The organism is Streptomyces sp. NPDC045470 (genome assembly GCF_040646595.1).
Classification (GTDB): Bacteria; Actinomycetota; Actinomycetes; order Streptomycetales; family Streptomycetaceae; genus Streptomyces.
The window spans coordinates 589,906-602,508 of sequence record NZ_JBEZAN010000001.1 but is presented as its reverse complement, the minus strand read 5'-3'; the positions used below and the strand labels follow the sequence as shown (position 1 = coordinate 602,508).

The 12,603-nt window shown below is 74.0% G+C and carries 12 protein-coding genes; 6 read left to right on the top strand and 6 right to left on the bottom strand.

The annotated features are described in order from the left end of the window. Positions 1-75 precede the first annotated feature (75 nt). From AB0A97_RS02580 to AB0A97_RS02570, 3 genes are read left to right on the top strand one after another with little or no spacing between them, the layout of a single operon-like run. Positions 76-1,395 carry a multidrug effflux MFS transporter gene (locus AB0A97_RS02580; protein ID WP_361143392.1) on the top strand — a complete coding sequence of 440 codons (1,320 nt, stop codon included), beginning with the start codon at positions 76-78 and terminating at the stop codon, positions 1,393-1,395. A gap of 56 nt (positions 1,396-1,451) precedes the next feature. Further along, positions 1,452-2,597 carry a serine hydrolase gene (locus tag AB0A97_RS02575; protein ID WP_361143389.1) on the top strand — a complete coding sequence of 382 codons (1,146 nt, stop codon included), beginning with the start codon at positions 1,452-1,454 and terminating at the stop codon, positions 2,595-2,597. Positions 2,598-2,639: 42 nt separating this feature from the next. After that, on the top strand, positions 2,640-3,629 hold the full coding sequence (locus AB0A97_RS02570) for a small ribosomal subunit Rsm22 family protein (RefSeq protein WP_361143386.1): 990 nt from the start codon (positions 2,640-2,642) through the stop codon (positions 3,627-3,629). A gap of 31 nt (positions 3,630-3,660) precedes the next feature. Here the strand turns inward: AB0A97_RS02570 and ddaH are convergent, their stop codons facing one another. Next, the gene (gene ddaH, locus AB0A97_RS02565; protein ID WP_361143383.1) at positions 3,661-4,488 is read right to left on the bottom strand and encodes a dimethylargininase; all 828 of its coding nucleotides are present in this window, start codon (positions 4,486-4,488) and stop codon (positions 3,661-3,663) included. Positions 4,489-4,594: 106 nt separating this feature from the next. Continuing rightward, positions 4,595-4,783, bottom strand: a complete 189-nt coding sequence (locus AB0A97_RS02560; protein WP_361143380.1) for a DUF6243 family protein — start codon at positions 4,781-4,783, stop codon at positions 4,595-4,597. 124 nt (positions 4,784-4,907) lie between these two features. Between AB0A97_RS02560 and AB0A97_RS02555 the strand changes: the two genes are divergently transcribed. Both AB0A97_RS02555 and AB0A97_RS02550 read left to right on the top strand, forming a co-directional pair. Further along, positions 4,908-5,510 (top strand): TetR/AcrR family transcriptional regulator, encoded by a 603-nt coding sequence (locus AB0A97_RS02555; RefSeq protein ID WP_361143377.1) that lies wholly within the window; start codon positions 4,908-4,910, stop codon positions 5,508-5,510. 242 nt (positions 5,511-5,752) lie between these two features. Then, positions 5,753-6,502: a bifunctional DNA primase/polymerase gene (locus AB0A97_RS02550; RefSeq protein ID WP_125056680.1), complete on the top strand. Its 750-nt coding sequence runs from the start codon at positions 5,753-5,755 to the stop codon at positions 6,500-6,502. Positions 6,503-6,665: 163 nt separating this feature from the next. Here AB0A97_RS02550 and AB0A97_RS02545 read toward each other — a convergent pair whose 3' ends face one another. The 4 genes from AB0A97_RS02545 to AB0A97_RS02530 form a co-directional block, all read right to left on the bottom strand. Next, positions 6,666-7,643, bottom strand: a complete 978-nt coding sequence (locus AB0A97_RS02545) for a hypothetical protein (protein WP_361143374.1) — start codon at positions 7,641-7,643, stop codon at positions 6,666-6,668. 235 nt (positions 7,644-7,878) lie between these two features. Continuing rightward, a complete protein-coding gene (locus AB0A97_RS02540; protein ID WP_361143371.1) occupies positions 7,879-8,733 on the bottom strand; it encodes a heme ABC transporter ATP-binding protein in 855 nt (284 codons plus the stop codon). Beyond that, complete coding sequence (locus AB0A97_RS02535; protein WP_361143368.1) at positions 8,730-9,914, bottom strand: iron ABC transporter permease; 1,185 nt, start codon at positions 9,912-9,914, stop codon at positions 8,730-8,732. The genes AB0A97_RS02540 and AB0A97_RS02535 overlap by 4 nt, the downstream gene beginning before the upstream one ends. A 1-nt stretch (position 9,915) precedes the next feature. Continuing rightward, complete coding sequence (locus AB0A97_RS02530; protein WP_361143365.1) at positions 9,916-10,965, bottom strand: ABC transporter substrate-binding protein; 1,050 nt, start codon at positions 10,963-10,965, stop codon at positions 9,916-9,918. 139 nt (positions 10,966-11,104) lie between these two features. On the opposite strand from AB0A97_RS02530, the gene AB0A97_RS02525 reads away from it, so the two are divergent. Then, complete coding sequence (locus AB0A97_RS02525) at positions 11,105-12,574, top strand: HtaA domain-containing protein (protein ID WP_361143362.1); 1,470 nt, start codon at positions 11,105-11,107, stop codon at positions 12,572-12,574. The last annotated feature ends 29 nt before the right edge of the window (positions 12,575-12,603 follow it).

Below are 12,603 nucleotides of genomic sequence, written 5' to 3'. Positions count from 1 at the left end.
CTGTCCGAAAGGGCCCGGGGGCCCATTCCGTGCATGACACCATGGTCAGGCCATCAACCATCCATGGAGACACTCATGACGGACCCCGGCACCGGAACGACGGAGCCCCAGGACAGCGTTCCGATAGCCGAGCGGGACGTGGCGGCGCCGCCCGCCGCGTCCCGCCGTACCAGCCTGCTGGTCACCCTCGTCCTCGGTGGCCTGACCGCGGTGCCGCCGCTCTCCATGGACATGTACCTGCCGGCCCTGCCGGAGGTCACGAGCGCGCTGCACAGCCCGGCCGCCACCGTCCAGCTCACCCTGACCACCTGCCTCGCCGGCATGGCCCTGGGGCAGCTGGTCGTCGGCCCGATGAGCGACAAGTGGGGCCGCCGCCGGCCGCTGCTCGCCGGCATGGTGATCTACATCGTCGCCACCGCGCTGTGCGCCCTGGCCACCAACGCCGCACTGCTCATCGCCTTCCGGCTGCTCCAGGGCCTGGCGGGCGCGGCCGGCATCGTCATCGCCCGCGCCGTGGTGCGTGACCTGTACGACGGCGTGGCGATGGCCCGCTTCTTCTCCACCCTGATGCTGATCTCCGGCGTCGCCCCCGTCGTCGCGCCGCTGATCGGCGGGCAGATCCTTCAGGTCACCGACTGGCGCGGCGTCTTCGTGGTGCTCACCGTCGTCGGCGTACTGCTCACCCTGCTGGTCTGGCGCCGCCTGCACGAGACGCTGCCGCCCGAGCGGCGGCACTCCGGCGGCCTCGGCGAGGCCCTGCACACCATGCGCAGCCTGCTCGCCGACCGTGCCTTCTCCGGCTACCTGATCGTCGGTGCGTTCGCCTTCGCCGCGCTGTTCGCGTACATCTCGGCCTCGCCGTTCGTGATCCAGGAGATCTACGGCGCCTCCCCGCAGACCTTCAGCCTGCTGTTCGGCGTCAACTCCGTGGGCCTGGTCCTGGTCGGCCAGATCAACGGCAAGGTGCTGGTCGGCCGGGTCAGCCTGGACAAGGTGCTGGGCATCGGCCTGGGCCTGATCACCGCCGCCGCGACGGCACTGCTGCTGATGGCCGCCGGTGTCTTCGGCGAGGTCGGGCTGTGGCCGATGGCCGCCGGGCTGTTCGTCCTGATGTCCGCGATGGGCCTGGTCATGCCGTCGGCCAACACCAAGGCGCTGCTGCGCTCGGGGCACGCGGCGGGCTCCGCCTCGGCGCTGCTGGGCACCTCCACCTTCCTGCTCGGCTCCGTCGCCTCGCCGCTGGTCGGCATCGCGGGCGAGCACACCGCCGTACCGATGGCCGTGGTCCAGCTCTCCTGCGGTGTACTGGCGCTGCTGAGCTTCCTGGGAATGTGCCGCCCGTGGCAGCGTAGGGAGGAGACCGCCACCGGGACCGGCGAGAGGACCAGGCTCTGAACGCAACCGGACTGCGACACGGCACCCCCGCCGCCGCGGGGCTGGACCCCGCCTGGATGCGGCGCCTGGTCCACGGCGTACGGGAGGCGACCGAGGGGCCCGCGCCCTGGTGCGCGGGGGCCGTGGTCCTCGCCGGGCGCGGCCCGGTGGTCGCCGCCGAGGAGGCGGCGGGCTGGGCGCTGCGCTATGCGGGCTACGACCCCGAGGACGACCGCGGGGTGGAACTGCCCCGGGAACTCCGGGAGCCGATGCGCGTCGGCACCGTCTTCGACCTGGCCTCCCTGACCAAGCTGTGCACCGCGATCGTGGCCGTCCAGCAGGCCGAGCGGGGCCTGCTGGACCTGGACGCCGCAGCCGGCCGCTGGCTGCCCGGCTTCGCCGTCGGCATCACCGTCCGCAGCCTGCTCACCCACACCTCGGGACTCCGCCCTGAGCTGCCGTTCTACGAGCGCCGGGGGCGCGCCGCCCAACTGGAGCTGCTGTGGGAGGAAGCGGCGGCGCCCGCCGCGCCGCCCGGCAGCACGTACCGCTACTCCGACCTCAACCTCATCGCCCTCCAGCTGATCCTGGAACGGCTCACCGGCCTGCGGCTGGACGCCCTCGTGGCCCGCGGGATCACCGGCCCGCTGGGCATGACCAGCACCACGTTCGGGCCGCTGGCTCCGCAGGGCGTGGCCGCGACCGAGGACCAGCGGCGGCCGTGGGCCAAGGCCGACCGCGGCATGGTGCGCGGCGCGGTGCACGACGAGAACGCGTGGGCGCTGGGCGGCGTCGCCGGGCACGCGGGCCTGTTCTCGACGGCGCAGGACCTGGCGGTGCTGTGCCGGACGCTGCTCAGCGGCGGCGCGTACGGCCGGGACCGCATCCTGAGCGCGGAGTCGGTGGCGCTGCTGCTGGACCCGCCGGGCCTCGGCTTCGGCGTGGACCAGCCGTACTTCATGGGCGAGCTGGCGGGGCGCGGCGCGGCTGGGCACACCGGGTTCACCGGTACGAGCCTGGTGCTGGACCGGGCGACCGACACGTTCCTGGTGCTGCTGGCCAACACCGTCCATCCGCGGCGGCGCGAGGCGGGCAGCGCGCCGCGGGCGGCCGCCGCGACCCGGCTGGCGCGGGCGGTACGGGACGGCGGCGGCCCGCCGGGGGCCGGACGGGGCGGCCCGGGGCGGCTCCCGGCGGGTCCCGGGCGTCCCGGCCCGCCGTGAGACGGGTCGGGGCGCCCGCCCCGGCCCCGTAAAATGGCGGGAATGCACGACGAACTGCGCGCCGCACTGGCCGGCCTGCTCGACGGCCTGCCGCCCACGCAGGCCGCGCGGGCCGTCGACCGGCTGATCGCCAACTACCGGGGCCGGACACCGACCGACGCCCCGGTCCTCAGGGACCGCGCGGATGTCGCCGCGTACGCCGCCTACCGGATGCCCGCGACCTTCGAGGCCGTACGGCACGCGCTGGACGCCTTCGCGGCACGGCTGCCCGGCTGGGCGCCCGCCTCCCACGTGGACATCGGCGGCGGCACCGGCGCCGCGACCTGGGCGGTCGCGGCCACCTGGGACGGTCACCGCACGACCGTGTACGACTGGGCCGAACCGGCGCTGGAGCTGGGCCGCGAGCTGGCCGACGGCGTTCTGCCGGACACGGACTGGCAGCGCCGGGTCATCGGCGCGGGCATGACGGTCCCGGAGGGCACGGACCTGGTCACCGTCTCGTACGTGCTCGGCGAGCTGCGCCCGGAGGACCGCCGGGCGGTCGTCGCGGCGGCGGCCGGCGCGCGGGCCGCCGTCCTGATCGAACCCGGCACCCCGGACGGCTATCTGCGCATCCGCGAGGCCCGCGAGCAGCTCACCGACGCCGGTCTGCGCGTCGTCGCGCCGTGCCCGCACAGCGGTGCGTGCCCGATCGTGCCGGGCGAGGACTGGTGCCACCTGGCCGCCCGGGTGGCCCGCTCCTCGCTGCACCGCCAGGTCAAGGGCGGCTCGCTGCCGTACGAGGACGAGAAGTTCAGCTATGTCGCGGCGGTGCGGCCGGACGCGGTGGGCGGCACGGACGCGGTGGACGGCGCGGCCGCCGCCCCGGCGCGGATCGTCCGCAAGCCCCAGCTCCGCAAGGGACAGGTCCTGCTGGACCTGTGCACGGAGCAGGGACTGCGGCGCGACACGGTCACCAAACGGCACGGCGACCGCTACAAGGCCGCCCGCGACGCCGAATGGGGCGACGCCTGGGAGCGGCCGGCCGGCTGACCGCTCCACCCGCGCTCGGGGGGGCCGGGCGTCAGGCCCGTAGCTCCTGCGTGCAGCACTTGACGCTGCCGCCGCCCTTGAGCAGTTCCGTCAGGTCCATGCCGACGGGTTCGTACCCGCGCTCGCGGAGCGGAGCGAAGAGTCCCACCGCGGCCTGCGGCAGCAGGACGTGCCGCCCGTCGCTGACGGCGTTCAGCCCGAACGCCTCCGCGTCCGCACGCGAGGCGATCAGGGCGTCGGGGAAGAGCCGGGCCAGCACGGCCCGGCTGCCCGCCGAGAAGGCGCCCGGGTAGTACATGACCTCCGAGTCCGTCGTGTCGTCCAGCACGCACAGCGCCGTGTCGAGGTGGTAGTAGCGCGGGTCGACCAGGTCCAGGCCGATCACCGGGCGGCCGAAGTACTCCTGCGCCTCGGCGTGCGAGAGCGGGCTGCTGCGGAAGCCGCGCCCGGCCAGCAGCCACGACGCGGTGACCAGGAAGTCACCCTCCGCCTCGTTGACGTTCTCCGGCTCGCGGACCTCGGTGAAGCCGTGGTCCCGGAACCACGCGGCGTGGACGGCGGCCTCGCCGCGGCGCTCCTCGAAGGCGAACCGCGCGCCGAGCACCCGGCCGTCCACGACGGTGGCGCCGTTCGCGGTGTAGACCATGTCCGGCAGGTCGGGGCGGGGCCGCAGCTCCTCGACGGTGTGGCCGAGCGCGCGGTAGCGGTCGCGCAGCACTTCCCACTGGGCCAGCGCCAGCGGCAGATCGACGGGTTTGTCCGGGTCCATCCAGGGGTTGATGGAGTAGCTGACCTTGAAGTGGGTCGGCGGGCACATCAGGTAGCGCCGGAACCGGGCGCTGCGTCGGGCAGTACGCAAGGAAGGCTCCTCACGGTGGGTGGGACGCGGAGGCGTACGAGGTGCGTACGCGCTCAAATCGTCCTCCGTGAGGAGCCTGTTGCGCAGTGATCCGATCGGGTGGTTTTCACCCCTGGCGGGTTTCTCCGGCGCCGCGCTGCTCCTGAAGTCGGCGCAGCAGCGCGCGCCGCTGCGCCATCGGGTCGGTGCCGCCGCCCACGCCGTTGCCGCCCCGGCCGCCGCGCAGCGCGCCGCGGGAGAGCTTGCTGCGGGTGCCGCCGACGCCGAGCAGGTTGCCCGCGCTTCCCTTGCTCATGGGGATCGTCTCCTTCGTCCGCCGAACAACGAGACGGTTCGTCTCGCTCGATGCCGAGTCTGGGCGAGACGCGCCGTCTTGTCAAGACGATACGTCTCGCCTCACCGATCGGTAGACTCCGGGCATGGCCAACAAGACGGCGCCCGACGCCTCCCGCCGCAGCGAACGCTCCCGCCGTGCCATCTTCGACGCGGCCCTCACCCTGGTCGGCGAGGTCGGCTACCAGAAGCTCACGATCGAGGGCATCGCCTCCCGTGCCGGTGTCGGCAAGCAGACGATCTACCGCTGGTGGCCCTCCAAGGCCGCCGTCCTGCTCGACGCCTTCACCCAGGACGTCGAGGGGTACGAGGCCGGGCTGCCGGACACCGGCGACCTCGCCGCCGACCTCAAGTTCGTCCTGCGGGCCACCGCCGACGAATTCAACGACGAGAAGTGGCAGGCCCCCTACCGCGCGCTCGCGGCGGCCGGCGCGAACGACGCGGAGCTGTCGGCGCGCTTCGTCGAGCGGCTGCTGGAGCCCGGGATCGCGGTGTACGTGAACCGGATGCGGGCCGCCCAGGAGGCGGGCGAGATCGGGCCGGACGTGGACGTGCGGGTGGCGGCCGAGATGGTGCTGAGCCCGTTCTCCCAGCGCTGGCTGATGCGGACCGGCGAGCTGACGTACGCGTACGTGGACACGCTGGTCGACATGGTGCTCGCCGGTCTGCGGCCGCGCGCCTCCGTCTGATCCGCGCCCGCGCCTGGCCCGCGCCTCTGCCCGGCCCCTCCCGCGGGTGCACTCCGGGGTGAGGCGCCGGGATCACCCAGGGGGCGCGCAAGGTAAAGGAAAGTGAACGAAGTGGGGTGGAAACCGACCGTATTGGTGGGATTCGCCCGTTCTCCGGTCACCCCGGATCCGCACTCCGGTCACCCGAAGAGGAGGATGGTGGCAGCATTGATCCCAGACCACCGCTCGAAGTGAGGGGATAGATGGAACGCAAGAGCAGGTTCTCCCAGTGGCTTCGCCGGCCGAGGAGCGGTTCGGACGGCGGCGATACGGACACGGGATCGGCGGCCGCGCAAGGCCGCGAGGACCTGCTGCTGGCGGTCGCCGACGCGGGTTTCCCGCTCGCCCCCGCCGCGCATCCCTCCGGCTACGGCTGTTCCTGCGAGCGCATCGGCTGTCCCACGCCCGGGCGGCACCCCGTCTCCTTCGGCTGGCAGACCGTCGCCAGCACCGACCGCGAGAAGGTCGCCGGCTGGGCGCGCGCTTATCCGCAGGCCAATTTCATCACCGCCACCGGCATCGCCCACGACGTGCTGGACGTCCCCGCCGAGGCGGGCCGCAGCGCCCTGGAGCGGCTGGAGGCGGCCGGCATCGAGGTCGGCCCGGTCGCGCTGAGCGGCGCGGCGCTCGGACAGGGCCGGATGCTGTTCTTCACCGCCACCCGCGGCACCCCGGACGACGAGGACGAGTGGTGGCCCTGCGAGCTGGACTGCCATCCGGAGACCATGGACGAGCATCCGGGCCTGCGCTGGCACTGCCGCGGCAGCTACGTCCTCCTGCCGCCCTCCCGCCTGCCCGGTGACCAGCCCGCGGTGTCCTGGCTGCGCGGCCCCGAGCGGCCGGTGCCGGACCCGCTGACGCTGCTGGAGTCGCTCACCGACGCCTGCGCCGCCTACGCGGACCAGCAGCCCGACCACGACCACGAAGCGGCCGCCTGGCCGATCGGCCGCTGACGCCCGTCCCGCGACCGGGTCCGCGGTACGGCCGCCGGACCCGCCGGACCCACGCCCGGCGTCCCGTAACCGGAGGCCCGTAACCCGTGCGGTCCAGCTTCCAGCAACGTACGGTCCCGCCTGAAGCGACGCGCAGTCCCGCTTCCGGCGACGCGCGTCCCGCCTACAGCGACTTCGCGGAGGTCTTCGCCTCCAGCCGGTGCAGGACACCGACCTTCCCGGCGGCGCCCGCCGCCGGAACCTTCACCACCTGCTCCGACAGGGTCGTGAAGGTCATCCGGTCGGACGGCTTCGCCGGACCTTCCATGATCCCCTTGAGCTCCGGGCCGATGCTGATCCGCGACCCCGCGGAGACCGTCTTCTGCTGGTGGTAGTAGGTCGAGAAGAAGACCAGCGCCCCGCCGTCCTTGGTGCGCAGCGCGACCGGCGCGTACGGGGACGCCTGGTCCTCGTACTGGATACGGGAGCCCGGCTGCCGCCCCTGCCGCTCGCGCAGCGCCCGCCACCGGTCGGTGTGCGGTCCCGGGGCGAAGGTGTCGCCCTTGCCGGTGTCCAGGTACGCCGCGTACGCCGCGCCCAGCTTGCCCGGCGCGATCTTCAGCCCGGAGTCCTTCGCGTCGGCCGGCACCACCTCGGCGAAGCCGTCCTGGTCCGTCTTGAACTGCGGGATCTCGGCGTCGGCCAGCGAGGACAGATAGCTGGCCTTCCACTTCGCGCCGACCGCGTCCCGGGTGAAGACCAGGAACCACCGCGTGTTGTTGCGGTTGCTGACCGCGTCCGCCAGGAACACCTTCGGCCAGCCCGCCTGCTTGGGCACGGTGAACGTCGGGCTGGTCAGCTTCAGCGGTGGGAACTTGGGGTTGCCCTGCGGACTGATCGCCTGCCCCGCCTTGGTGAGCGCCTGGTCGACGGCGAGCAGCGAGTCCGTCTCGTAGGTCGGGTTCACCTTCGGGTCCAGCTTGGTGTTGGACGTGTTGAAGCCGTCGACGAACTGCTGGAGCGCCGTGGCGGCCTCGTCCTTCGACACCGCCGGCAGCATCTCCCGTTCGCCGTGCACGGTCATGCACCCGCTCAGCGTCAGCAGCGCCGCGCTCGCGGCGGTCAGCGCTACGGGCACCCGGAACGGCGACCTGCGTGTCATGGGGCTCGGGCTCCTTCGGGGCGACCGGGGCCGGGGCGGCCTGGGCGGCCGCCGGGGTGGCGAGATTCGGCGCAACCCTACCGGGGGCGGGGGAGCGGGCGGGCGCGGGGACCGGCAACAGCATCCGCACCGTGACCTGCCGGACGCCCGGCCCCACCGGCCATTACGGGACGCAACGGCCGTGCCGGGGCGCGGACGGGGGCAGGGGACGGGCCGCGCCGGGGCACCGGCCGGTTCAGGCTTCACGCAAAGGCATGACCAGGGGAACGCCGGTGCGCGGATGCCCGATCACCTCGACCGGCTGCCGGTAGACCCGGCTCAGCAACTCGGCGCCGAAGACCTCGCCGGGCGGGCCCTGCGCGGCGAGCCGCCCGCCGTGCAGCAGGGCCGCCCGGTCCGCGTACGCGGCGGCCAGCCCCAGGTCGTGCAGGACCACCGCCACCGCGGCCCCGGCCGCCGCCCGCTCCCGGCAGAGCCGCAGCACCAGTTCCTGGTGGCGCAGGTCCAGTGCGGCGGTCGGCTCGTCGAGCAGCAGCAGGGGTGCGCGCTGCGCCAGGACACGGGCGAGTGCGACGCGGGCACGTTCGCCGCCGGACAGCGCGGAGAACGGCCGGCCGGCGAAGCCGGTCACCTCGGTCGCTGCCATCGCCTCCGCGACGGCCGCCGCGTCCTCGTCCTCGCCCGGGGTGCCCGCCCAGGGCGCGCGGCCCATCCGTACGACGTCCGCCACCGTGAACGGGAAGGACAGCGCGGCGGACTGTGGCAGGACGGCCCGGCGCAGCGCGAGTTCGGGTGCGGTCCAGGCGGTGGCCGGGCGGCCGTCGATCCGTACCTCGCCGGTGGTGGCGGGCAGGTCGGCGGCGAGCGCGGCCAGCAGCGTGGACTTGCCGGCGCCGTTCGGCCCGACGAGCGCCAGCACTTGGCCGGCGGTCACCTCCAGGCCGATGCCGTCCAGCACCGTACGGCCGCCCAGCCGCACGCCGAGACCGTCGGCCCGCGCGTACGCCGTCCCCGCGGACACGGGGGCGGGGAGCGCCTTGGAGCGCCCGCCGAACCACGTACCGATCACCGGAATCCGGCCCCGGCTCATGCCCAGCCCCCTTGCTTGCGACGGGTCCTGCGCAGCAGCCAGAAGAAGAACGGGCTGCCGAACAGGGCGGTCAGGACACCCAGCGGCAGTTCCGCGGGCTGGGCCACGGTGCGGGCGGCGAGGTCGGCGACGACCAGCACCAGCGCGCCGCCCAGGGCACTGCCCGGAATCAGGAAGCGGTGCCCCGGACCGGCGGCCATCCGCAGCAGGTGCGGCACGAGCAGGCCGACGAAGGAGATGACACCGGCCACCGCCACGGCCGCCGCGGTGAGCAGCGCGACGACCAGGATCAGCACGACGCGCAGTCGCTCCACGTCGACACCGAGGTGCCGGGCGGGGCGTTCGCCGAGCGCCAGGAGGTCCAGCTTGCGGGCGTAGCAGGGAGCGACGGCCAGCCCGGCGACGGCGCACGGCAGGACCGCCAGCACCTTGGGCCAGACGGCCCCGGACAGCGAACCGAGCTGCCAGAAGGTGATCTGCGAGACCTGCGCGTTGTCCGCGAAGAAGAGGAACAGGCCGATCAGCGCGCCCGCGAAGGCGTTCACCGCGATGCCGGTGAGGATCAGCGTGACGACCTCGGTACGGCCGCCCGAGCGGGACAGCGCGTAGACGACCAGGACGGTCAGCAGACCGGTGGCGAAGGCGCAGGCCGGGACCGTCCACATGCCCAGGAAACCGAGACCCAGCGCGATCGCGCCGACGGCACCGACCGCCGCGCCCGACGAGATGCCGATGACGCCCGGCTCGGCGAGCGGATTGCCGAACACGCCCTGCATCAGGGCGCCCGCGCAGCCGAGCGAAGAGCCGACGAGCAGAGCCAGCACGACGCGCGGCAGCCGCACGTTCCACAGCACGCTCTCGCCGACCCGGTCCAGCTCCGCGCCGCCGAGGTGCAGATGGTGCAGCAGCGAGCCGAGGACGTCGCCGAGCGGGATGCGGTACGCGCCGAGCCCGGCGGAGAGCAGACAGCCGGCCAGCAGCGCGAGGGCGAGGCCGGTGGTCAGGAGGGCGGTGCGGGGGAAGCGGTGCGGGGGTGGCGGTGCGGGGGCGTCCGTTCTTTCGCCGGGCGCCGGGTCCGGGGCCGGGGCCGTACGCGTGCCTGTACCGGTGCCGGTGCCCCTGTCCGTGCCTGCGTCCGCGTCCTTGTCCGCGTCCGTATCCGTCCGGGGGAGTGGCGTCATCTCACTTCCCCTTGGCGTGGATCTGCTGGATCAGGGACCGCAGGACCGCGTCCGTGCGCGGCCCGTAGTTGAGCAGCACACCGTCGTCGACGGAGGCCACCCGCCGGTCCATCCCGGCCGGTGTCTGCGCCACGCCGGGGATCTTCACCAGCCCGTCGATGCCGCCGACGGACTCCAGGCCCTTGGTCATCACCAGGATGACGTCCGGCGCGGCCTTGGCGAGTGCCTCGCTCGTGATCGGTGTGAAGTCCTTCGTCAGGCCCGACTCCTTGCCCGCGTCGATGCCGCCGGCCGCTTCGATCAGCGAGCCGGCACCGGAGCGGGCGCCCCCGATGAGGTAGACGGAGGCGGAGCCGCGCAAGTAGAGGAAGGCCACCCGGGGGCGGTCGGCCGCTTCCGTGCCGCCGTGCGGAATGCTCTTGCGGACGGCCTCGATCCGCTGGTCGGTCCGGGCCTTGAGGGCGTCGCCCGCCGTACGGACGCCGAGGGCCGCCGCGACCGCGTCGATCCGGGTGTCCACGTCGGCGAGCCCCGTCGCGGGCTTGAACGTGACGACCGGGACACCGGCGTCGCGTATCTGGCCGACGGCCTCCGCCGGTCCGGTGGTGGTGTCGGCGAGGACCACGTCGGGTTTGAGCGAGAGCACGCCCTCCGCCGACACGTCGTGCGCGCGCGTCACCACGGGCAGCTTCGTCGCCTGTTCGAAGGTGGCGGTGATGTCGCGTGCGACGACCCGGCCACCGAGCCCGAGGGAGAAGACGATCTCGGAGAGGGAGCCGGTGAGCGGCACGATCCGGTCGGTCTTGCGCACCGTCACGTCATGACCGTCCGCAGACCGTACGGTCGCGGGCAGTTCGGGCCGGGGCGCGGGCCCGGACAGCGGCTCCACACGGTCGGCGGCGGGCCGGGCCGCGGGTTTCGCCGGGGGAGCGGCGGTGTCCGTACCGTCGCCGCAGCCGGCGAGTGCGAGGGCGAGCGCCAGGGTGGCGGCGAGTGCCGCGGCGGGGCGTGACAGGCGCCGGCTCCCCTGCTCCCGGAAGGTTGCTGTCACTGTCCCGCCTTTCTGTGTACGTCAGTTGTCCGGGTCCGGTGGCGCGGGCGGGGGGCCGGGTGACTCCCGGGGTTCCGCTTCGGTCGCGCTTAGCTTAGGTTAGCCTTACCTTAACCGCTAGATCTCGGAGGGGTCCTCGATGCTGCCGTTCAGACCGGCCCGCGGCCGTACACACGGCCGCGCCCGCGTGCTCGCCGCCGCCTTCCTGACGGCGCTGCTGGGTACGCTGCTCCCCGCGCTGCCTGCGGATCCCGCCCAGGCGGCGGCCCGCACGGTCGCGGGCGGCCGGCTGGACTGGGGCATCAAGTCCTCCTTCCAGTCGTACGTCACCGGGCCCATCGCGCAGGGCAGTTGGACCGTGAACGGCGGCGCCGCGACGGTCGGCGACAGCCGGTTCCGCTTCCACTCCGCCACCGGCAGCTACGACCCGGACAGCGGCGCCCTGACGGCCGGCTTCTCCGGCGGCGTCCACTTCACCGGTCACCGCAAGCCGGACGGCTCGTACGAGATGGACCTGACCATCAGCCGCCCCCGGGTCACCGTCGCCGACGGCCGCGGCACCCTCTTCGCCGACATGACCAGCAAGGAGAAGGGCACCGGCCGCGTCACCACGGCCGCCCGGGTACCGCTCGCCACGCTGGAACTCGGCGGCGTCGACACCCGGGGCGGCGGTACGCCCATCGCGCTGACCGACGTCCCCGCGAAGCTGACCGCGCAGGGCGCCCGCGCCTTCGCCGGGTACTACACGGAAGGCACGCGACTCGATCCGGTGAGCCTGTCCGCCGACGTACGCGCGGACGGCGGGCCGAGCCCGGCGCCCGGCCCGGAAGCCTCCGGCGACGGCGACGGTGACGACAACGGCACCGAGGGCGGCGACGCCCGGCGCGGCACCTTCACCGAGGCCGCCGTCGACTGGGGCGTCCGCCGCACCTTCCGCGAGTACGTCACCGGCAACCTCGCCCACGGCAGGTGGCGGCTGTCCGACGGAGCCCAGGACGGCGGCGCGCTCTTCCGCTTCCCGCGCGGCAAGGGCGCGTACGACGCCGGAAAAGGCACCCTGGACGCCGACTTCGCGGGAAAGCTGCACTTCACCGGCGAGAATCTGGACCTGACCCTCACCGCCGTCTCGGTCACGGTGCGGGACGGCCGCGGCACCCTCGCCGCCGACGTCACCCACGACGGCAGGACCACCGAGGGCACTCCGCTGGCCACCTTCGAGGCGAAGCGGCTCACGCCGGAGAAGGGCCTGATCAAGCTCACCGAGGCACCGGCGCGGCTCACCGCCGGCGGCGCGAAGGCGTTCGGCGGCCTGTACCGGGAGGGCACGGACATGGACCCCGTCTCCCTCGCGGTCGCCGTCGACCCGAAGGCCACGCTGCCCGCCCTCCCCGACCTCGGCACCGACCCCAAGGCCGCGGCGGCGGACGGGAAGCAGGCGAAGCAGGCCGCCCCCGAGCAGGCCGCGCCCACCGCGCCCGCCTCGGACGGCGCCACCCGCACCGTCGTCCTCCTCGTCACGGCCGGCGTGCTGCTCGTCGCCGTCGCCGCCTTCCCCGTCCTGCGCGCCCGCCGTCGCCGTACGGCCCCCTCGGCGCCCCCGCAGGACTGATCCACCGCACACCCCCACCGCACCCCCAC

What these genes read in the sequence shown, in the direction of transcription:
- AB0A97_RS02525 (WP_361143362.1), top strand. Translation starts at nt 11,105, where the DNA reads ATGCTGCCGTTCAGACCGGCCCGCGGCCGTACACACGGCCGCGCCCGC.
- AB0A97_RS02540 (WP_361143371.1), bottom strand. Translation starts at nt 8,733, where the DNA reads ATGAGCCGGGGCCGGATTCCGGTGATCGGTACGTGGTTCGGCGGGCGC.
- AB0A97_RS02555 (WP_361143377.1), top strand. Translation starts at nt 4,908, where the DNA reads ATGGCCAACAAGACGGCGCCCGACGCCTCCCGCCGCAGCGAACGCTCC.
- AB0A97_RS02535 (WP_361143368.1), bottom strand. Translation starts at nt 9,914, where the DNA reads ATGACGCCACTCCCCCGGACGGATACGGACGCGGACAAGGACGCGGAC.
- AB0A97_RS02560 (WP_361143380.1), bottom strand. Translation starts at nt 4,783, where the DNA reads ATGAGCAAGGGAAGCGCGGGCAACCTGCTCGGCGTCGGCGGCACCCGC.
- AB0A97_RS02570 (WP_361143386.1), top strand. Translation starts at nt 2,640, where the DNA reads ATGCACGACGAACTGCGCGCCGCACTGGCCGGCCTGCTCGACGGCCTG.
- AB0A97_RS02550 (WP_125056680.1), top strand. Translation starts at nt 5,753, where the DNA reads ATGGAACGCAAGAGCAGGTTCTCCCAGTGGCTTCGCCGGCCGAGGAGC.
- AB0A97_RS02580 (WP_361143392.1), top strand. Translation starts at nt 76, where the DNA reads ATGACGGACCCCGGCACCGGAACGACGGAGCCCCAGGACAGCGTTCCG.
- AB0A97_RS02545 (WP_361143374.1), bottom strand. Translation starts at nt 7,643, where the DNA reads ATGACACGCAGGTCGCCGTTCCGGGTGCCCGTAGCGCTGACCGCCGCG.
- AB0A97_RS02575 (WP_361143389.1), top strand. Translation starts at nt 1,452, where the DNA reads ATGCGGCGCCTGGTCCACGGCGTACGGGAGGCGACCGAGGGGCCCGCG.